The sequence below is a fragment of the Fodinibius salicampi genome, assembly GCF_039545095.1.
In the GTDB taxonomy this organism is placed as follows: domain Bacteria; phylum Bacteroidota; class Rhodothermia; order Balneolales; family Balneolaceae; genus Fodinibius; species Fodinibius salicampi.
Window position 1 is genome coordinate 1,102,313 of record NZ_BAABRS010000001.1, and the last position, 21,569, is coordinate 1,123,881.

Below are 21,569 nucleotides of genomic sequence, written 5' to 3' on the forward strand. Positions count from 1 at the left end.
CTAATTTCAGTAGCCATGCCCAGCAAATTACTAAATATACTTTTTGTCGGAGATATCGTTGGCGATCCCGGATTAAGTCTTTTAGAAACTATTTTACCCAGCCTCATCGATAAACATGAAGCGGACTTCGTTATTGCGAATGGGGAAAATTCCCATGAGGGCAAGGGTATCAATCGTTCAATCATTCAGCGACTCTATGACTTAGGCGTTGACGTAATTACAGGAGGCAACCACTCCTTCGCCAAATGGAAGGTCTTTGACTACATGAAAGAAGATGCCAATATTCTACGTCCGATGAATTATCCAAAAGGTAATCCTGGCTATGGATTTGGTGTTTATGACCTATCTGATAGCGACCAAAAAATTGGAGTCCTTAATCTACAGGGACGTACCTTTATGAATGCCATCGACGATCCTTTTTCAACTGCCGACTGGGTTATTGAACGAATGAAGGAGGAAACAGATATAATATTTGTAGATTTCCATGCTGAAGCCACCGCAGAAAAAATGGCGTTGGCCTGGCATCTGGATGGAGAGATTTCTATGTTCGTAGGAACCCATACGCATATTCCAACCAACGATGCCCGGCTTTTACCTAACGGCACGGGCTATATCAGCGATGCAGGCATGACCGGTTCTTTTGATTCAGTATTGGGAATGGATAAAAATACTTCTATGAAACGGTTTAAACTAGGTACTCCCCATCGCTATCGACTGGCAAACGGAAATAATCATCTCTGTGCCGTCTTGGGAAAAGTTGATATTGAAACGGGTAAATGCAAGCATATTGAGCCGATCATTTATCCTTCCTTTCAATCAAATAGCTTAGAAGAATAAAAAATGCCCATTTTAGAAGCTCGTGATATCACCAAAACCTATAATGGTCGAGATGGGAATCCCCTTACCGTTTTAGATAATACTTCCATTGCCATAGAAAAGGGATCGATTGTGACTATTGTTGGTGCGAGCGGATGTGGAAAAAGTACTTTGCTCCATATTCTGGGTGGACTGGATCGTCCTGATTCAGGAACGGTGTTGTGGCAGGAGGAATCAATATATGACATGGGCAAAGAGATACTAGCCAAATTCAGAAACAAAAATTTGGGCTTTGTTTTCCAATTCCATCACCTGTTGCCGGAATTTACGGCTGTAGAAAACATTATGATGCCCGCATTGATTGGCAATGCAACGGAACAGCAGGCCAAGGAAAAAGCATTGCTACTCCTTCGGGATTTTGGTATTGCTGACCGGGCAGAACACCGTCCCACACAACTTTCCGGTGGGGAACAACAGCGGGTGGCCATGGCACGTGCCCTTATCAATGACCCCGATCTTATTTTGGCCGACGAACCTACAGGAAATCTTGATGAAAGAAATACCGAAATTCTGCTCGATCTTCTTTATGACATCCGAAGGAAAAAAGATGTAAGTATTCTCTTAATTACCCATGAAAAAAATATTGCAGAGCGATCAGATTTAGTTTACGAACTCTCTCATGGAAAACTGGCAGAACTTTAGATTTTGCTATCATCCAAAACAATGATATTTTTACCGACCAAAAATAAAGTTTAATCCAATTTTATTATGTCCAAGAAACAAGCGCGCGAAGAGTTAGAAAGCGATCCGCTATTAGAAACTTTTTCCAAGGCACAAAGTTTTTATGACCAAAATAAGTCTGCTGTAATCGGAGGTATTATAGCTTTAATTCTGATTATTGGAGGAGGGATAGGTTATTACTATTATTCCACCTCTCAAGAAGAAAGTGCCCAGCAATTATTATCAGACGCTACAACCTATTATATCAACGGGAATTACCAACAAGCACTTACAGGATCTGATGAGGATTTTGCAGTTGGGTTTGAACAAATCATTGATAATTATCCCCGTACCGATGCTGCTAATTTGGCTCGCTATTATGCTGCAGTAAGTGCATTTAACCTGGGCAACCTACAAGAAGCTATCTCTTATATTGAAGGCTATGAACTTCCTGATGGTATTTTAGGAGTTGGCCCTATTTCCTTTCATGCGATGCTTATGACTGAAGAAGGAAATTATAGTGAGGCTGCGAAGCTGTATATAAAAGCAGCTGAATGGGATGAAAACAGCTCAACAACTCCCTTCAATTATTTAAAAGCTGCCCAGACCTACAACTCTGCCGGAGAAAAAGAACAAGCTAAGGAATATGCTCAGCTTGTTGTAGATGAATACAGCAATAGTCCACAGGCATCTGAAGCGCAACGTCTTTTAGGTACTTTAGCTACCGCCAATTAATAAAAGAAATCAATATAAAAAAGGAGGATTCTCTTCTCAGAATCCTCCTTTAGTTCATTTATTATGAGCTTTTCGATTAAGTATTAACTTCCCGGCGGTTGATAGTCCATATCTACCCACCGACGATTTTTCCCGCTTTCAATTGATTTGTGGATAAAATGAACTCCCCGTGCTCCATCCTGGACTGTTGGAAAATCTTGGGCAAATTCATGAGGCTCCTCTCCTGCCAGTCGGGCAGCAATAGTATCGGCTACATTTGAATAGATGTTGGCAAAAGCTTCAATAAAGCCTTCCGGATGTCCGGGAGGAATACGATTGCCCGCACCTGCTACGTCTGACAAGTATGGATTACCTCTTTTATAAATTTCTTCGGCTCCATCCGGATATTTAACCTGCAGATAGTTTGGATTTTCCTGGTGCCATTCCAGTCCTGCCTTTTCTCCGTAAATTCTAACATTCAGGTCATTCTCTTCACCAACGGCAATTTGCGAGACATGCAAGACTCCCTGAACTCCACCTTCATAATGAATCAGCATATTCGCATCATCTTCCAGATCTCTTCCTTCGCCAAAAGTATTAATATCGGCATACAGCTCCTCCATCTGGAGTCCGGTAATGTATTCGACCAGGTTTTCAGCATGAGTCCCGATGTCTCCTATACAGGAAGATATACCCGCTTTGTCAGGATCTAATCTCCATACCTCATCATCGTTATCACTCTGGGATAACCAACCTTGCGGATATTCCACTACGACTTTCCGAAGCTTACCCAGCCTTCCGTCATCGACTATTTTCTTGGCTTCTTTAACCATAGGATAGCCGGTATAATTATGGGTAAGACCAAAAATAACATCGTGTTCTTCTACCAGCCGGCATAATTCCTCCGCTTCCTCAATGGTATTGGTCATTGGCTTATCACAAACAACGTGAATACCTGCCTCAATAAACACCTTTGCTACCGGGTAGTGCAGAAAGTTTGGGGTTGTAATACTTACAAAATCAATTCGCTCATTTTCAGGCAGTGCAGACTCTTTTTCAGCCATTTCTTCATAAGAATCATATACCCTGTCCGGATCCAGGTGCAGTCGTTCTCCCATTTCCCGGGACTTTTCAGGCTTTGAGGAAAAAGCTCCTGCAATGAGTTCCATCTTACCATCTAGTGCGGCAGCCATACGGTGGACTTCTCCGATAAATGCACCGGGACCACCACCGACCATTCCGTAACGAATTTTCCTATCTATACTCATGGATTAATTCTAATTTTTTTACTTAAAATTTAATTATCGATTGTAATAAGCACCTTTAAAATTGAAAATGCAAAAGTTTAGCATGTCGAAGAAATTTCCAAAATTATTTCTGCAAATTTCTTGCAAATATCGTGCTCCACATATATGTTGATGCAGTAGTATAAGAAAAACAAAAAAGGATCATGAAAAATAAAAATTTCTACGTTTCAGATGCCCAGAGTGAAAACGAATATGATGCTATAGTTGTAGGATCAGGAATTTCTGGCGGATGGGCAGCAAAAGAATTAACAGAAAAGGGATTGAAAACATTGGTTCTTGAACGGGGACGTGATGTAAAGCACGGGGAAGATTATAAAACGGAACACATGCCTCCCTGGGAAGCTGAATTTAGGGGTCGTGGTGACCGAAAGCTCTTTGAGGAAGAGTATCCCCGACAGCTTCGGTCAGATGTTATCAATGAGTATAACTATCATTTTTTCGTAAATGATAAGAAACACCCCTATCAAACTGATGAGGAAGATCCTTTTTTATGGGTGAGGGGATACCAAGTTGGAGGCCGTTCTCTTACATGGGGTCGCCAGGTTTACCGGTGGAGTGATCTTGATTTTGAAGCGAATGCCAAAGAAGGCATAGCTGTAGACTGGCCTATCCGATATGAAGATATTGCCCCATGGTACGATTATGTGGAAGAGTTTATAGGTGTTAGCGGCCAGGAAGAAGGTCTTGACCACCTACCTGATGGAAATTTTTTGCCTCCCATGGACTTAAATTGCGTTGAACAAGACGTAAAGGAGAAGATTGAAAATAATTTTGAATACCGATATCTGACGATAGGTCGCTGTGCAGTATTAACGGAACCACATAAAGGACGCGGCGCCTGTCACTATTGTGGCCCCTGCTCTCGTGGATGTAGTGTAGGAGCATACTTCTCCAGCCAAAGCAGCACCCTCCCTGCTGCACGCAATACGGGAAACCTTACCTTGCGCCCAAACAGTATTGTAGATAGTATCATTTATGATAAGGAAACCAATCGGGCGAAAGGGGTACGCGTTATTGATCGGTTGACAAAGGAGACAAAAGAGTATCATGCTAAGGTCATATTTTTAAACGCCTCTGCCCTTGGCTCTACCCAGATCATGCTGAACTCTACTTCCGATGCTTTCCCAAATGGAATTGCAAACTCAAGTGGTGTAATGGGACATTACCTGATGGACCACCACTTCCGGGTAGGAGCTTCCGGCACTTTTGAAGGATATGAAGATCGCTATTACAAGGGAAACAGGCCTAATGGTATATATATTCCTCGATTCCGTAATATAAACGAAGAAACCAAGCATGATGAATTTATTCGTGGATATGGCTTCCAGGGTCGCGCAAGCAGGGCCAGCTGGGGGCGTGGCACTTCTATGGATGGCTTTGGGAAAGAATTCAAAGAAAAACTGCGTGATCCCGGTCCCTGGAATTTTGGAATGACCGCTTTTGGAGAAATACTTCCCTATGAGGATAATCACGTGACTCTTTCTGAAGAAACTGATGAATGGGGCTTACCCCAATTAGAAATTCATGCTTCCATTAATGAAAATGAAGAAAAAATGCGGGAAGATATGGCTGAAACAGCAGCTGAAATGCTGGAAGCTGCCGGCGGCAAAAATGTAAGTCCCTATTTTGGGGAGTATCTGGTCGGTGAAGGTATCCATGAAATGGGTACTGCACGTATGGGAAGAGATCCGGAAACTTCCGTTTTAAATGCCCATAACCAAACGCACGACGTCCCGAACCTTTTTGTCACCGATGGGGCTTGCATGACTTCGGCAGCTTGTCAGAATCCATCCTTAACCTATATGGCATTAACCGCCCGGGCGGTAGATTATGCAGTGGATGAGCTGAATAAAGGTAATATTTAACGACCGTAATATCAGTGAGGTCTTTAATCAGTTTTTTATTTTTTCGAGAACCTTATTTCATGACTTAAAATTAGGTATACAATGAATAGAAGAGAAGCTTTAAAACAACTTGCACTTTTAAGCGGAGGAGCCCTGTCCCTTACCACTGTAGCCGGGATTATGGGAGGATGTTCGGCAGAAACGAACGGTGGTGCCGGATTTACTCCGCAAACGTTATCACAGGCACAGAATGAACTGGTTACCCAGTTTTCTGAACGTATAATTCCCGCTACCGATACTCCCGGAGCAAAAGCTGCTGGCGTAAATCAGTTTATTGATCACATGCTTACCAACTGGAATACCGAGGAGGAGCGTAAACATTTTTTGGAGGGACTTGACCGCATTGATCAACTCAGCAACCAAAAATTTGACGATGTTTTCGCAGAACTTGGAGAAGCAGATCAAATTACAGTTATGGAAGAACTGGAGCAGGAAGCCCAAAATAACTCTGATGCAGATTTGAAACCGATCTTTTCAATGATGAAGGAGTTTACCGTCGTAGGGTATTATACTTCTGAGATTGGTGCTTCTCAAGAGCTCGTTTCCGACATTGTTCCTGGTTATTACGATGCCTGCATGCCCTATTCCGAAGTAGGCAGGGCTTATTCATAAAATATGGGTGGCATAAATTGAAATCACTTTTATACTTAACTCTCTAAAATCTGGGAGGTACTTTCTTTCCCCAGTTCATTTACCACGGTTACAACGGCCCCGGAAAATGTATTTCCCTCAAAGGTCTCGGGAATAGCAATACTTTGTTTCCAGCCAGGATAGATATCCGTTTCCCACCTATTCCCAAATTTCTTTTTAACAACCCATAGCCATGAATCTTTAGTTGTGTTAAGAGTAAGCACAAATTGATTACCTACCTTTTCAAGCTCTGCATCCGGCTTTTCTGGTAAACCGCCCGGAAGCCAGTCTGTAGAAGGAACCAAAGCTGATGAAGTGTAGACCTTATCCATTAATCGACCCGAAATTTGATCGGGATTCTGCATTAATGCCTTCATGCTAAAGTGTATGGCGCCTTCAGCACCGGGCTGATTTCGTATTATTTGAATTTGCTCTGCAATTTCTTCTGAGGACCATCCATCAGAAGTAGAAAGCAATTTACTTGTATACAGTCCCGGCCAAAGGTGACGATTTTTAATATTCTGCTGTTGCCACCACTCCAAGAGTACAGGAAAACTCTGCGCTTGCTGACTAATTGGCCAATACAGCTGTGGGGTGAGATAATCTACCCACCCTTCGCGCAACCATTTTCTGGCATCAGCAAAGATTTCATTATAGGCATCAAAGCCCTCTATCTGCTCCGGATGTCCCGGGCGCCAAATGCCAAACGGTGAAATACCAAACCTCACCTTCGGATCTATAAGCTTAATTTCTTCATTTAATCGCTTTACAAATGTATTTATATTTTCTCGACGCCACTCATTCCTGTTTCCAGAAGTAGTTTTATCCCTGAATTTAGCATAAGAAGCATAATCTGGAAAGCCGATCGATTGACCGGAATTACTTTTAGCAGGATACGGATAAAAGTAATCATCAAGATGAACCCCATCTATATCATAGCGGCGTACCACATCTGCAATAACGTCAATAGAATATTGCCGTGCTTCTTCCTTTCCCGGATCTAACCACAAATATGACCCATAGGAAACAACAAGATCAGATTTCCTATTCCTAATATGATTTGGCGCCAAAGGTCCACGGGCAGCGGGATGATGCGCACGAAACGGATTGAACCACGCATGCAGTTCGAGTCCCCGACGATGTGCTTCCTCTACAGCAAATTTCAGGGGATCGTAATACGGCTCTGGGGGTTCTCCCTGTTTCCCGGTCAGATAAGCCGACCAAGGTTCATACGGGGAGTTATAAAAGGCATCAGCCGATGGCCTGACTTGGAATATAATAGCATTCAGGTTAAGCAATACCGCCCTGTCCATGATGGCTCTAAGCTCTTTTTTTTGCTCCGAAACCGTAAGACCGGAATCCGAGGGCCAATCAATATTATCTACAGTGGCAATCCAAGCCCCCCGAAATTCTCTGGGCGTCTTGGGAATCTCATCAATATTTATTTTCGTAGCTTTCTCTTCATCTCTCTCTCTTTGTTCAACAATACCTTCGTTCTCTGGCCTCTCAGGTTCACTAACAGGTTTTGTAGTCGTACAACTAGCTGCAACAACAGCAATAAATAAAGTTAGAGATAATGCTCGTTCGAAAGTCATACTTATCAAAAGCTGATCAAGTTAAAGCTACTAAAAATAATATTGGAAATTTCTTTTTAACATAAAATAGGCCATCATAAATAACTATGATGGCCTGAGAAAAAACGAGAAAAAAAATTACAGTTCTTTGATTTTGATATTGCGGAAACTCACTCGATCACCATGATCCTGCAAGCTAATGTGTCCTTCCCGGGGATCGCCAAACTCCGGATGCTCACTAAACTTGCTATTACGTATCATTTCGTACCAATCATTGGTCCACATTTCATAGGTAACCACTTTCTCTCCATTTTGCCAATGTTCTATGGTGGATCCCTTAGCCACGATCTTTGCGCTGTTCCATTCTCCATACGGATTCGCATTCTGTGGTTCGGCCGGGATCAGATCATATAAGGAAGCTGATTTTCGGTTTCCATCTTCTCCCATATCTGCATCCGGATGATTTTCATTATCCAGGATTTGAAACTCGGGAGCAGACCAGTAAATCGGTTGGTTAGGCTGTTCAATCCCGCGGTAAAGAATACCACTGTTGCCACTTTCCTGAACCTTCCATTCGAGTTTAAGTATAAAATCACCATATTTATGGCGAGTGATAATATCACCTCCCCCACCATCTTCGAGCACAGTAAGGGCTCCATCTTCTGCTACCCAACCGTCTTCAGGAAATGTACCGCTATTATAACTGCGCCAGTGATCAAAGGACTCCCCGTCAAACAATAAAATCCATCCCTCCTGCTGCTCTTTCTCTGTTAAGGTATTATGTTGGGCATTACTCATGTTGATACTTAATCCTAAAATTAAAAGTAATGAAAATACGGTAGATAAAAATTTCATAGTGATTCTGTTATTTGGATTTGATTATGATAAAGTAATTCACGCTGAACTAGCTTTGTCAGCTAAATCAATATGTTCAAGTGCCTCGTGGGAGCATCCCTGCCAATCAAAAGGCTGATTACCCATATATCCGATATCCTCAATCCCTATTTTACTAGACCAAAAACCGGATGCCACCAGATCCCGAAAACGATTAAAAAAGGCTACTCCCTGCTGCATTTCTGGTTTTGCCTCCTCCGGATAGGCAATGTCATCAAGTATATCCGTTTTCTCATTCTCCGAACAATCAATAAACTTTTTGTCATATCGCTTTTGACACTGTACATCAAGCCATTGCAAACCACCACGAATAGGCGTCTGGTTTTCGGGTCGATCAAGCATCATAAAATCGATAAATTCGGGGACCCCAGCCTCTTCTGCATTGCCCGAACGCTCGTCTGCGGGAATAATCATATTCGCAAGCTGGCGAACCGTTTCGAACTCATGGTCGGTAAAGAACTGAGTCTCCCATTTTTCCAGATCTTGTTCGGTCACATGCTTCCAAAATTTATGTTCCTTTGCTGCCTCCTGCGGTGGTGTTTCACAGCCGGTAAGGGTAAAACTTGCCGCCAGCGTGCCAAGCGATAAGGTTTTCAGAGCTTCTCTTCTATCCATAGTGAGTTAGATTTTTAGTATAAAGTAGTGTAATGAGCTTGTTTTCGGGTATTAATTCCGGCCTTCTACCTTATACATTTGTTTAAAGATTTCCTTTATTCATTTGATTTGTCATGTACTCCGATGCACGCATCGATAGGGCTAAGATTGTCCACGTCGGATTTTTATGCGGTTGCGATACAAATGATCCTCCATCAACAACAAACAGGTTGTCAACATCGTGGGCCTGGCAATACTTATTCAATACTGAGGTATCCGGATCATCGCCCATACGCGTTGTCCCTACTTCGTGAATGATCTCGCCGGGATTCGTAATACCGTAGCCATCTTCTTTGGAAGGCATATCCCAAAGCGCCTTCCCTCCCATTTGATCGATAATGGAGCGGAAGGTCTCCTGCATGTGCTTGACCTGATTGTATTCGTGATCACTCCAGTTATAATTAAACCGTAATGTAGGAATACCCCATTCGTCAACCATATTGGGATCAATTTCGCAGTAATTATCTTCATAGGCGATGCTTTCGCCCCGGCCAGACATCCCGATAATAGAGCCATAATACTTCCGATAATCTTCTTTTAGCTCCTTGCCATATCCGCCACTGCGTTTAGGGCCTTCTCGGAACATGTCATTGTAATTTTGGATACCTCCCATAAATCCGTAACTCGGCATGCCTCGTCCACCCCACAGCTCAACGTGATAACCTCGTGGAAAGTCCAGCGTACTGTTGTCCTTCCACCAAGGTATATAGAGATGCATGCCGCCTGTTCCATCTTCGTTATGGGCCGGCATATCCATCAAGTCGGGAACCAAACCGGCTACTGAGGTTCCTGTAGAATCCATCAGATATTTACCCACCACACCACTGGAATTGGCCAAGCCATTGGGAAAGTCCGAGGACTTTGAATTCAATAGCAAGCGTGCAGATTCACAGGCACTTGCGGCCAGTACTACAATTTTAGCCCTGACCTTATACTCTTTGTTCTCCGTTTTATCAATATATGAAACACCAGTCGCCTTACCGTCGCTATACGTCACTTCCCGGACCATTGCATTATCTATAATCTCAAGATTACCGGTTTCAAGGGCCGGTGGAAGCAGTACGGAAGGCGTAGAAAAATTAGAATGGGTAGAACAGCTTCGGTTACACTGACCGCAATAGTGACAGGCCGCCCGTCCGTTATGTGGTTCCGTAATGATTGATAAACGCGACGGGATCGCCGGAATTCCCATATCATCACAGGCATCTTTGATCAGATGCTCATAGCAACGGGGCTCCGGCGGATCCATAAAAACACCACCAGGCTCATTGTGAATCCCCTCATTGGTACCAAAAACTCCAATTAGACGATCAATGCGGTCATAATAGGGAGCAATTTCTTCATAACTGATGGGCCAGTCACCCCCCAATCCATCTTTGCTTTTTACCCTAAAATCATCGGGACCAAATCGCAGGGAAATACGTCCCCAGTGATTTGTTCGGCCGCCCAACATCCGCCCCCTAAACCAGTCAAAGGTGGTGCCTTCTGTGGTCGAATAAGGTTCGCCTTCAATATCCCACCCTCCAAAGCAAGCATCAAATTCACCAAATGGCTGCAGGCGGGTGGAAGCACCGCGACGAGGTGATTCATAAGGCCAGGTAAACATGGCAAAATCTTCCGAATCAAACCATCCTCCTGCTTCCAGCATAATGACATTAGCGCCGGCCTTGGTCAATTCATGTGCCGCCATCCCGCCTCCGGCTCCGGATCCAACAATGCACACATCATATTCTTCGGTACTTTCTTTAATCTGCATAGAAATCGGTACTCCTAAGATTTAAACTGAAATTCAGATTGAGGTCTATTTTATATCCAACAGAAAATTAATCGAACTAGTAAAAAAGGTCCTCTTGTACAAAACAACAGGACCTCGCTCGTTTAAGAAAGTTCTTTACCAATAGTCATCAGCAGCTCTTTTGAGGCTTTTACACCTTCAAATTCACTTAGCTCGCTTCCCTCATATTCAATACCGATGTATCCATTGAAGCCAGCATCTTTAACAATTTTGAGCATTTTTCTATAATCAATAGTAGTTTCTTCTCCTTCCTCATTAAAAGCATAGGTTTTTGCACTGACTCCGTGAGCAAAAGGCATAAGTTCTTCCGTACCTTTGTACCGGTCATATTCTTCGACACAGGCACCATCTTCTTGATCAATGCAGAAATTGCCAAAGTCAGGTAGAGTACCACAATTTTCCATGTCGACCTGCTCCATTACATCGGCTAGCCATTTACCATTTGAAGAATAGCCGCCATGATTTTCCACAATCACATTAATATCGTAGTCTTTGGCAAAGGTAGCCAAACGACCTAAACTATCGACCGCTGCCTTTTTTTGCTCTTCAGGGGAGGTATTACCATAAGCATTTACCCGAATGGAATGACATCCGAGGTATTGTGCTGCTTCTACCCATTTATAATGGTTTTCAACCGCTTGCAGGCGTTCCTCCTCATCGGAAATAGCGAGTCCTCCTTCTCCATCAATCATAATCAGCACCTGATCAACTCCCAGATCATCACACCGGCTGTTAAGCTCATCCAGGTAATCGGTATCTTCGGCTTTATCTTTAAAAAATTGATTTACATACTCTACTGCACTAATCCCAAATTCATTTTTGGCCGTTGCGGGAAAATCAAGATTCTCTAGCTTTCCATCGAATAATGATTGGTGCAGGCTCCACTCGGCAAGTGATATATCAAAAAACAATTCTTCCTTGGAAGGATTTGCATTAGAATTACATGCAGTAACCAAACCGGGTACTGAAGCCGAAAAAGCCGCCAATCCACTTAATTGTAAAAATTTTTTTCTATCCATCACAAAGATCCCTTTTAAAGTTTAAGGTTAGTAGCAAATCATTATTAACATTGACTACAGAGAATAAAATGCGTGTACCTAATGATCTTATTCTAGCCTGCTAATAATTGACTACAAAAATATAAAATTTTAATTAACTCTATAATGTAATAAAAGATTCGAGGGATGCAATTCACTGCCTGATATTTTTTTGTAATAATAATGCAAAATTTTTTTACAACAATTGGAGTAATTTTTTTACATACTTAGCTGTTTAGAGAAACAAAACTTTTAACTGAAAATCGCACTAAAATTTAGGGGTATTAATGAATAAATTATTGCAGACCAAGCTCAGCCTCATGATGTTTCTGGAATTTTTTATATGGGGTGCATGGTATTCCACCGTAGCAGTTTACATGAGCGTCAATGGCATGGAAAACCTCACCCATTGGCCCTTTACCGTTAATCCGATCGCAGCAATTATTGCTCCTTTTTTTGTAGGGTTTATTGCTGACCGGTATTTTGCGACAGAAAAAGTTTTGGGTTTTTTACATATTTTGGGTGCTGTTTTTATGTTTCTTACACCAATGGCGGTAAATTCGCCCTTGGTCTTTATCCTACTGCTTTTGGCCTATAATATTTGCTATATGCCAACAATGAGTTTGGCCAACTCCCTCTCTTTCCACCATATTAATGACCAAGAAAAAGACTTTCCTATTATACGAGTCTTTGGTACCATTGGCTGGATTGTAGCCGGATTGGCAATCAGCTTTGGGCTCGGATATTTTTTGGCAGAAAATACAATTCCCGAAGAAACGGCCCTGCCACTTTATTTAACTTCGGCAGCCAGCCTGCTGTTGGGTCTCTATAGCTTTACCCTTCCACATACCCCTCCTCCTGCCGCAGGAGAAGAGGTTTCCGTGCGAAGTATTGCGGGTATTGATGCTATCAAGAAACTGGGAAGTAAGTCTTTTTATGTATTCTTGTTCAGTTCGTTTCTGATCTGTATCCCGTTAGCAGCCTATTATAACTTTACCCAAATATTTTTAGGGGATACCGGCTTTGAAAATATTGCCGCTACCTTGACTATCGGACAAATGTCCGAAGCCTTATTTATGGTACTCATTCCTGCCATGTTTGTCCGTCTGGGTGTAAAATGGATGTTGGCTGCGGGTATGTTTGCCTGGGTTCTGCGTTACGCTTTCTTTGCAGTTGGAGCTACAGACCCTATTATCTGGATGATTATTACGGGAATAGCGCTCCACGGAATTTGCTATGATTTCTTCTTTGTTACGGGACAAATTTATGTGGATAAAAAAGCTCCTGAAAGTATTCGCGGTCAGGCACAGGGACTTATTATCCTTATCACTTATGGTGTAGGAATGCTTATTGGTGCACAGGTTGCCGGACAACTTTATAACCTGTTTTTAGGAGAGGCTTCTTCTCTAAGCTTAGCCCAATGGCATGATTTCTGGTGGATCCCTGCTATTTTTGCAGCAGCTGTTATGGTATTCTTTATCATTTTCTTTAACGATCAGGTACTGGATGAAGATGCTACCGCAGAAGACATAACCGTATAATAGAAATAAATATAAATTTAAGGCCGGCCAACTACTAAAAGTTGGACGGCCTTATTTTTTTAAGTTCGGTCTGAAAAATCTGTTATCAGTACAAGTATAAACAAATCCATTAAAACTGGAAGGGATAGCATTTGTTTTAAAACACTTTTTTGCCTATCAATACTCATTGATAAGTGATCTCAATCAATAGAAAATCTACTAATGCCTTTTTGCTTAGATAAGAACGCTTCTGTTTTAACAAAGATTTTTTACATCTTTTTTTTATTCATCGTTACAAGTTGCAGTAGCCAGCCGGAACCAGAAATTATTTCTATTAATGAGAACGAGGCTTCTGAAAGAGCAAAATCAATTCGTGGAGAAGTATCTGTAGAACTTTCAGATAGCTTAAACTTAAGTTTATGGGCTTCAGAAGAATTGCTAGGGGATCCTATTGGATTAGATATTACTAATACTGGAGAGGCTTTTGTTTCGATCACAAACCGCAGAAGTAGTTCCAAACCCGATATCAGGGCTCATCAAGACTGGAATATTGAATCATTGAGCTGGACCACTGTGGAAGAGCGGTCGGATTTTTTAAAACGCCAATTATCACCTGAAAACAGTGAACAGAATGAATGGCTGGAGGATCTTAACGGGGATGGATCTCACGACTGGCGGGATTTAACTGTAAACAAAGAGGAAATATTTAGAATTTCAGACCAGTCCGGCGATGGCATTGCAGACCACTCCCTGCTTTATCTGCGTGATTTTCATGATAGAGAAACCGATGTGGCCGGTACCGTATTGTTCAACAATGGTGATGTTTTTATCGGTGTAGCTCCCGACCTCTGGCGTACCAGTGATACCAATAATGATGGTGTGGCTGATTCCAAAACGTCTATCAGCAGTGGGTATAGTGTGCATATTGGGTTCGGCGGACATGGGATGTCGGGACTTACTACCGGACCTGACGGGCGTATATATTGGAGTATTGGCGATGTTGGATTAAATGTAGAGGGACCAGATGGGGAAAAATGGGCCTATCCAAACCATGGAGCAATCTTACGTTCCGATCCCGATGGCAGTAATTTTGAAGTATTCGCAACAGGGCTTCGTAATCCACACGAGTTTTCATTTGATAAATATGGGAACCTGATCTCGGTCGATCATGATGGGGATCACGCCGGCGAACAAGAGCGCCTGGTATATATCGTTAATGGATCTGACAGCGGCTGGCGCATTAACTGGCAATTCGGAAAATATACCGACCCCAAAAACAACAAATATAAGGTATGGATGGATGAAAATTACTTCAAACCCCGGTTTGCTAACCAGGCAGCTCATATACTCCCACCCCTAGCCAATTATCATAACGGAGCCGCTGGCATGGCTTACAACCCGGGGACAGCCCTTAGCGATAAATGGAAAGATCATTTTTTTATCTCCGATTTTGTGGGATCACCATCCGGATCTGCTATACATGCTTTTGATCTGAAACCAAAAGGAGCCTCCTTTGAACTGAATACTGACCAGCCTATTATGCAGGGAATTCTCCCAACCGGTTTGGATTTTGGTCCGGATGGTGCCCTATACTTTGCCGACTGGATAGAAAGCTGGAATACTAATGATAAGGGACGTATTTGGAAAATTGATACGCCCGCTGAAACCCATTCTGAAGTCAGGCAAGAAACAAAGCAGCTATTAGGGGAAGATTTTAGTTCACATTCAGATGACAAACTAGCTAATCTTCTGCAACATGAAGATATGAGAGTTCGAAAAGAGGCTCAATTTGAGCTGGTTAATCGTTCATCAAAACAAATTTTGCTGGATGCTATTCAACAACAAGAGCACCAACTCGAGAGAATCCATGGAATTTGGGGAATTGGACAGTTGGCACGAAAAAATAGTGAGGAGGCAGAACCCCTGGTTACTTATTTAAATGATGAAGACCCTGAAATAAGGGCCCAAACTGCTAAAACTTTAGGTGATATCCGATATAAACCAGCAGCTGAAGAATTGCTCCCTCTTTTAAAAGATGAATCGCTGCGAGTACAGTTTTTTGCAACCGAGGCATTGGGCCGCATCCGAGACAAAACCTCAGTGCAGCCTATTGTTAAGATGCTGGAAGCCAATGATGATAAGGATGTCTATTTAAGGCATGCCGGGGCTATTGCACTTGCCCGTATTGGAGATGTAAGTGCTGTTGCTCAGTTAGCAGAGCATCCGTCCGAAGCCGTTCGTATTGCTGCGGTAGTCGCCCTTAAAAGGTTGGAAGCACCCGAAGTAGCACGTTTTCTAACGGATGAAAGCGAATTTGTGGTAACCAATGCAGCTCGTGCGATCAATGATGATGCTTTTATTGAAGAAGCACTTCCTGATTTAGCTCGTATGATTGATCAACAAAAATTTCAGAATACCCCGCTCCTTCGCCGTGCTATAAACGCCAGTCTGTATAATGGCACCGCTGATGATGCCGATCGTCTCGCTTCCTTTGCAACACGCGAAGATGTCACTGATTCCCTACGGGCAGAAGCCATTGCCACGCTTTCCGTCTGGCCAAACCCTTCTGTCTTGGACCGGGTAACCGGCAGGTACCGAGGAGAAATCCACAATAATAAAGAAGATGCTATCCAACCCATAAGCTCAATTATTGATCCTTTACTATTCGGCAAAAATAAAATGGTAAAGATTGCCTTAGTGAAAGCTGTCGGTACCTTAAGAATGGATAATGCCGCATCTGATCTTTATGCACTGATGGAGGGCCCATCCACTCCAGAGGTTAAAATTGCGGTACTAAATTCTCTTCAGAAGTTGGATTATAAAGAAATGGATCAAGCGGTGGCAACTGCTTTGTCATCAGATGACCAAAGGGTGCGTATGACAGCCCTCAGAATGACTCCCTCTCTGCAAATTTCAAATCCGCAGAAAGTAGCGTTATTATCTTCCGTATTGAATGATGGTTCTATAATTGAACAGCAAAGTGCAATAAAAGCGCTGGGAGCCATAGATTCAGAAGAATCGCGGGAAGTACTTCAAAATCAATTTGAAAAATTAATGGATGGTGAACTTCCCAAAGAAATTCACCTTGAAGTTGTAACTGCGGCGGACAGTTCTGGATCCGGGGAACTGACTACCATGCTGGAGCAATATAAAAACACTAAGCCTGAGGACGATATTTTAGCACAATATCAGGAAGCGCTTTATGGCGGAAATGCAGAACGAGGATCACAAATTTTTTACAACGACAACACTGCTCAATGTATTCGGTGCCATGCCGTTGGAGGAGAGGGTGGAAATGTGGGACCTGACCTGTCTGATATTGGAGATATCCTTAATCGCGAGCAACTGCTTGAATCAATGGTAGCTCCCAATAAGCGAATACCTCCCGGCTATGGTTCCGTTTCCATCACTACCGAAAAGGGCCGAACCATACAGGGAACTCTGAAAGAAGAGACGGAAACTTATATAACCATTCAAACAACTGATGGAGAAACAACGCAAATCGCTAAACAAGAAATAGCGAAACAAACAACCTCTCCCTCAGCCATGTATTCAATGGAAGATATCCTGTCGAAGAGTGAGCTAAGGGATTTAGTAGAATTTCTCAGCCGCCGTACCCAACAGACAGATAATCAAAAACAATAGATTATCTTAATAATTTAAAAAAATCCTGTTGATATGAAATTTACTAACAATATTTCCTGCCTGAAAAAGATAGGACTCCCTTTTATTGCTGTGTTTATCACTGTTACAATGGGTTTGATGGCCTTTGAAAAGCCAACTACTCCATCATCTCAGGGTGAATGGATTTCCCTCTTCAATGGGAAAAACCTTGAAGGCTGGACTCCCAAGTTTACTGGCCACGAGCTGGGTGTCAATTATAAAAATACTTTCCATGTGGAAGAGGGACTACTTAAAGTTTCCTACGAGAACTATAAGACTTTTGATGGAAAATTCGGACATCTTTTCTACAAACAACCCTATTCTAAATATAAAATACGTCTCGAATACCGGTTTGTCGGCGACCAAATACCCGGAGCTCCAGACTGGGCTTATAAAAACAGTGGAATTAAATTTCATTGCCAGCCCCCGGAATCGATGGAAATTGATCAGCAATCCCCGGTCTCTATAGAAGTTCAACTTTTGGGAGGAAACGGTGAAAACAAGCGTCCAACGGCAAATATCTGCTCGATGGGTACACATATCGTTATGGACGGAGAACTAATTACCCAGCATTGTACAGAGTCTAGTTCCGAAACCTACCATGACAGTCAATGGGTAGAGGTGGAAGCTAAGGTACGTGGAGATGAAATTATTAAACATTATATAAATGGCAAAGAAGTACTCTCCTACTCAAAGCCTCAGTATGATACCAGTGATCCCAATACAAAAAAACTTATTACAGACCCGGATAATTTATTAATTAAAGATGGATATATAGCTCTTCAGGCTGAAAGCCATCCGGTACATTTTCGTAACATTGAACTTCTCCCTCTTGAATAAAAATAAAAAAAAATTAACAGATAATACTTGCCAGAATAACTAAAAAAAATAAAACGAATGGATGCTTTTGTGGCCTCTAAGACTCAACTTCTATTCAGCGGGAGCTACTATCTCAAACATTTTAAGGGATTTATTATTACGAGCCACAATTAGTACTTCCCTCCCACTATTTAGTTCCAGGCGTTTGATGGCCCTGGTCTGTCCTTCTATTTTAAACCCACTCTCCGAACTGCTCAGATATTTATACGAACGTTCCTTCTTCATCCTAAACACTGACCCATAACTAGCGGCATAATTTCCAATTTCGGGCTTAACCTCACGTAGATTACCGCCCGTGATCACTTCAGGTGAACCATTTTTATTCAAATCGATCGTAGAAATATCATATAAAACAGACAGCTGTGCCCTTAAAGGAAGTGAGTCGATTGTGAATGCTCCTTTGTCCCCCGAATTCCAACCGATTATACTATCCATCCGATAGGCCTTGCTATAATGGGCCTCGTTCAGTTGTTCATCTGTAAAAACTTCACCTAATGTCTTCCCTGCAAAGGACTTGTAGGTGGGAAATTTATTCTCAAGGGAAGGGATTTCTTCAATTAAGTCATGGCGTAAAGCCATCGGGTATCGCTGGGAGTTCTTGTATGTTGAGATAATCTGTTCAATAGATCCATTCTGATTAAAATCTCCCGTCCACATTTCAATTGGTTCTTCTTTTGACGCCTCAAAGCGAGAATTCAATCCATAATTGCCAGCCAGTATATCCAGGTTGCCGTCTCCATCCAGATCATCCATATGAATAGATCTCCACCAGCCATTGGTGGAATCCAATCCTGTTTCTGTGTTATTTTTGAGGAGTTTTCCATTCTCATTTTGAAAGTATGTAAGGGGCATCCACTCTCCAACGATCATCAAGTCAGGATAGCCGTTTCCACTTAAATCCCCCCATCCAGCATCGGTTATCATTCCTGTCTCCATCAGTTCGGGACCAAGTTCTTCAGTAACATCTTTAAATTCACCATTTCCATCATTTTCAAGCAAGTACCCGCGAACCGGATATCCGATTGCAAACGGTTTGAGCCGGACCCCCACAAAAAGGTCCACATCTCCATCATTGTCAAAATCAGCAGGCTCTACCGTACTTGTCGTTTCATAACTCCAACCTGCCAAGGATTGATCCGAGCGTTCAAATTGAAGCTCTCCCTGATTAAAATAGAGACGATCTCGAAGGGAAGAACTACTGGAAGAATATTCATTACTTCCACTAGTGACATAAAGATCCATATTTCCGTTACCAGTCGCATCGAAGAAAGCACAATCGGTATCTTCACTGGATGAATCCTGTTCAAATAAATCCAATGTAATTTGTTTAAATTGGCTTTTATTATTCTGGATAAATAAGCTCCCAGTTTGGCCACGGGCTCCACCTACATAGAAATCATCAAGTCCGTCTCCATTAATGTCTTCAACACAGAGAGCAGGTCCCTCAGTCGACCGCATGTGGAAGAGTAATCGATCTCGTTCAAAGTCTGAATATGCATTTTCATTGTGTTTCCATTCCAGGTCAAACTGATCGGTTATATCCTTTAATAATTTTTCTGCTGATTCTTCTTTGCCAGTAATCTCAAATTTGTTATCGGTCTCGTTTGCATCCTCTTCTCTTAATTCTAATAACTGGTTCGTTTCAACATCTTTGAGTTTGGTGCGCCTACCTGCAGGCCAGCGTATGATTAGTGAATCAAGTTTATCGGTCTCTCCCAATCCCAAATGCAGTCGATGATCCACCGTAGATTGAAACCCCCTGATAGGCATCTGCTCCACGAACCAACGTTTACCGCTATCCCAGGCTGTTACCTGGGTTCCAAAAGCAAAGGTATTAGGAGATTTTCCAGTCAGAGAAACCTGTAGCCAGTTATGATCCGGCCGCAACCTTTTAGCTCTGTTTTCATAAACGAATGCTTTGCTCTCTACATTATTTATAACCAGATCGAGGTCGCCATCATTATCCAAATCACCATACGCAGATCCGCTGGAAAAACCGGGTGTTTCAATTCCCCAGCTGGCTGATGAATCTGCAAACTGCATATTCCCTTTATTATGGAATATATAATTCGAAACCGGATTTGATGGAATCATATCGATAAGCTTTTTAAAATCCACCTCGTTGCCTGTAACTATCTTTTTTACCATATCTCCCCTTGAAATACCGGAAATATAGTCGAGATTTGTCAAGTCCTGGTAGATTCCGTTCGCCACAAAGATATCTTTACGTCCATCGAGATCGAAATCGGCAATATTTGCTCCCCAGCTCCAGTCGGTAGCTTCCACTCCGGCCCATCGCCCAACTTCACTAAATGTGCTATCCCCATTATTGAGTTGTAATGTATTACGCGTAAACTGATGATAAAAATCATTATCCACATGTTTGCGATAGCCTTTCCAGTCATCAAAAGTGGTGTTCAGCTTCAAACGGGACTCCGGTTCCGGCAGCATATCCGTTACAAATATTTCCGGATAACCATCCCCATTTAAATCTGCAATATCTGCTCCCATCGACGCAGCACTAATGCTCTTTATCTGATCCTCAAGAGATTCTTCAAATGTACCATCCTGGTTATTTATATAGAGATAATCCCGTTCAAAGAAATCATTTGATATATAGATATCAGGCCAGCCATCACGGTTTACATCTCCGACGGATACCCCCAATGAAAAACCGATTTCACTGCTGTAAATACCCGATTGTTCGCTCACTTCGGTAAATTTTCCCCCATCATTGCGAAACAGTTTATCCCCTCCCTCCTCATTGTATATGGTTCTGTCTGTTTGCTCCAAATCAAAGCTACCGATAGCCCGGTAGGAATTATTAATAACAAAAAGATCCAGATCACCATCTTGATCATAATCAAAGAAAGTGCCGTGAATAGACAGGCCGCTATCGGCAATGCCATATTGTTCTGCTTTTTCTGTAAAAGTTGTATCTCCGTTATTAATATAAAGTTCATTTTTTCTGTCATCTCCTTCTACAATGCCAGAGTTCGTTACATAAATATCAATTAACCCATCTCCATTAACATCTGCCATACTCACCCCGGTTGACCATTCCCGACTTCCCGTTATGCCAGCCTTGTTGGAAACGTCTTCAAACTGCATATCCCCTTTGTTGAGATAGAGTGAATTGTCATCCATGTTTGCTGTGAAAAAGATATCTATGAGTCCGTCTTTATTTATATCTCCAAGGGCGACTCCACCCCCGTTATAAAAATTGCGATAGCGATAAATATTGAAATCGGGGTTAAACGAAAGGTTATTCTCAAAATCGACATTCGTTTTATCGGGTGATAGGGCTTTAAATAGAGAGTGGTGTTCTTTCTCACCAGAACAGCTGCTCATAACAAAAGAAGATAGACCAAATAATATGCAAATTGATAAAAATCGAAAACTCATTATAAAAACATTGCTTTAAATTCTCTGGGAAACATATATTTCGTTTTCAAAATAAAT

At 42.2% G+C, this 21,569-nt stretch carries 15 protein-coding genes; 8 read left to right on the top strand and 7 right to left on the bottom strand.

Features of this window, described 5'->3' with window-relative positions; all coding sequences use genetic code 11:
* The first annotated feature begins 15 nt into the window (after positions 1–15).
* The 3 genes from ABEB05_RS04605 to ABEB05_RS04615 all read left to right on the top strand — a co-directional run bounded on the left by ABEB05_RS04605 (position 16) and on the right by ABEB05_RS04615 (position 2,271).
* Entirely contained in the window at positions 16–837 is an 822-nt protein-coding gene (locus ABEB05_RS04605) for a TIGR00282 family metallophosphoesterase (protein WP_265787934.1), read from the top strand.
* Positions 838–840: 3 nt separating this feature from the next.
* Positions 841–1,518 (top strand): ABC transporter ATP-binding protein, encoded by a 678-nt coding sequence (locus ABEB05_RS04610; RefSeq protein WP_265787935.1) that lies wholly within the window; start codon positions 841–843, stop codon positions 1,516–1,518.
* Positions 1,519–1,584: 66 nt separating this feature from the next.
* On the top strand, positions 1,585–2,271 hold the full coding sequence (locus tag ABEB05_RS04615) for a tetratricopeptide repeat protein (protein ID WP_265787936.1): 687 nt from the start codon (positions 1,585–1,587) through the stop codon (positions 2,269–2,271).
* Positions 2,272–2,354: 83 nt separating this feature from the next.
* Here ABEB05_RS04615 and ABEB05_RS04620 read toward each other — a convergent pair whose 3' ends face one another.
* On the bottom strand, positions 2,355–3,518 hold the full coding sequence (locus ABEB05_RS04620; RefSeq protein ID WP_265787937.1) for a Gfo/Idh/MocA family protein: 1,164 nt from the start codon (positions 3,516–3,518) through the stop codon (positions 2,355–2,357).
* Positions 3,519–3,700: 182 nt separating this feature from the next.
* Between ABEB05_RS04620 and ABEB05_RS04625 the strand changes: the two genes are divergently transcribed.
* Positions 3,701–5,422, top strand: coding sequence for a GMC oxidoreductase (locus tag ABEB05_RS04625; RefSeq protein ID WP_265787938.1), 1,722 nt, complete (start codon positions 3,701–3,703; stop codon positions 5,420–5,422).
* Positions 5,423–5,503: 81 nt separating this feature from the next.
* Entirely contained in the window at positions 5,504–6,073 is a 570-nt protein-coding gene (locus ABEB05_RS04630; RefSeq protein WP_265787939.1) for a gluconate 2-dehydrogenase subunit 3 family protein, read from the top strand.
* Positions 6,074–6,108: 35 nt separating this feature from the next.
* Here the strand turns inward: ABEB05_RS04630 and ABEB05_RS04635 are convergent, their stop codons facing one another.
* The 5 genes from ABEB05_RS04635 to ABEB05_RS04655 form a co-directional block, all read right to left on the bottom strand.
* Positions 6,109–7,686 carry a glycoside hydrolase family 10-like protein gene (locus tag ABEB05_RS04635; RefSeq protein WP_265787941.1) on the bottom strand — a complete coding sequence of 526 codons (1,578 nt, stop codon included), beginning with the start codon at positions 7,684–7,686 and terminating at the stop codon, positions 6,109–6,111.
* A 117-nt stretch (positions 7,687–7,803) separates the two neighbouring features.
* Positions 7,804–8,520, bottom strand: a complete 717-nt coding sequence (locus tag ABEB05_RS04640; protein WP_265787943.1) for a 3-keto-disaccharide hydrolase — start codon at positions 8,518–8,520, stop codon at positions 7,804–7,806.
* 39 nt (positions 8,521–8,559) lie between these two features.
* Positions 8,560–9,174 carry a gluconate 2-dehydrogenase subunit 3 family protein gene (locus tag ABEB05_RS04645; RefSeq protein ID WP_265787945.1) on the bottom strand — a complete coding sequence of 205 codons (615 nt, stop codon included), beginning with the start codon at positions 9,172–9,174 and terminating at the stop codon, positions 8,560–8,562.
* Positions 9,175–9,256: 82 nt separating this feature from the next.
* A complete protein-coding gene (locus ABEB05_RS04650; protein WP_265787947.1) occupies positions 9,257–10,969 on the bottom strand; it encodes a GMC family oxidoreductase in 1,713 nt (570 codons plus the stop codon).
* A gap of 122 nt (positions 10,970–11,091) precedes the next feature.
* The gene (locus ABEB05_RS04655; protein ID WP_265787949.1) at positions 11,092–12,027 is read right to left on the bottom strand and encodes a sugar phosphate isomerase/epimerase family protein; all 936 of its coding nucleotides are present in this window, start codon (positions 12,025–12,027) and stop codon (positions 11,092–11,094) included.
* A gap of 305 nt (positions 12,028–12,332) precedes the next feature.
* Here ABEB05_RS04655 and ABEB05_RS04660 point away from each other — a divergent pair, with 305 nt between their 5' ends.
* From ABEB05_RS04660 to ABEB05_RS04670, 3 genes are all read left to right on the top strand, one after another.
* Complete coding sequence (locus tag ABEB05_RS04660) at positions 12,333–13,586, top strand: MFS transporter (protein ID WP_265787951.1); 1,254 nt, start codon at positions 12,333–12,335, stop codon at positions 13,584–13,586.
* A gap of 201 nt (positions 13,587–13,787) precedes the next feature.
* The gene (locus ABEB05_RS04665) at positions 13,788–17,210 is read left to right on the top strand and encodes a HEAT repeat domain-containing protein (RefSeq protein WP_265787953.1); all 3,423 of its coding nucleotides are present in this window, start codon (positions 13,788–13,790) and stop codon (positions 17,208–17,210) included.
* Positions 17,211–17,243: 33 nt separating this feature from the next.
* Complete coding sequence (locus tag ABEB05_RS04670; protein WP_265787955.1) at positions 17,244–18,068, top strand: 3-keto-disaccharide hydrolase; 825 nt, start codon at positions 17,244–17,246, stop codon at positions 18,066–18,068.
* Between the two features lie 90 nt (positions 18,069–18,158).
* Here ABEB05_RS04670 and ABEB05_RS04675 read toward each other — a convergent pair whose 3' ends face one another.
* Positions 18,159–21,458 carry a VCBS repeat-containing protein gene (locus tag ABEB05_RS04675; protein WP_265787957.1) on the bottom strand — a complete coding sequence of 1,100 codons (3,300 nt, stop codon included), beginning with the start codon at positions 21,456–21,458 and terminating at the stop codon, positions 18,159–18,161.
* Positions 21,459–21,569 lie beyond the last annotated feature (111 nt).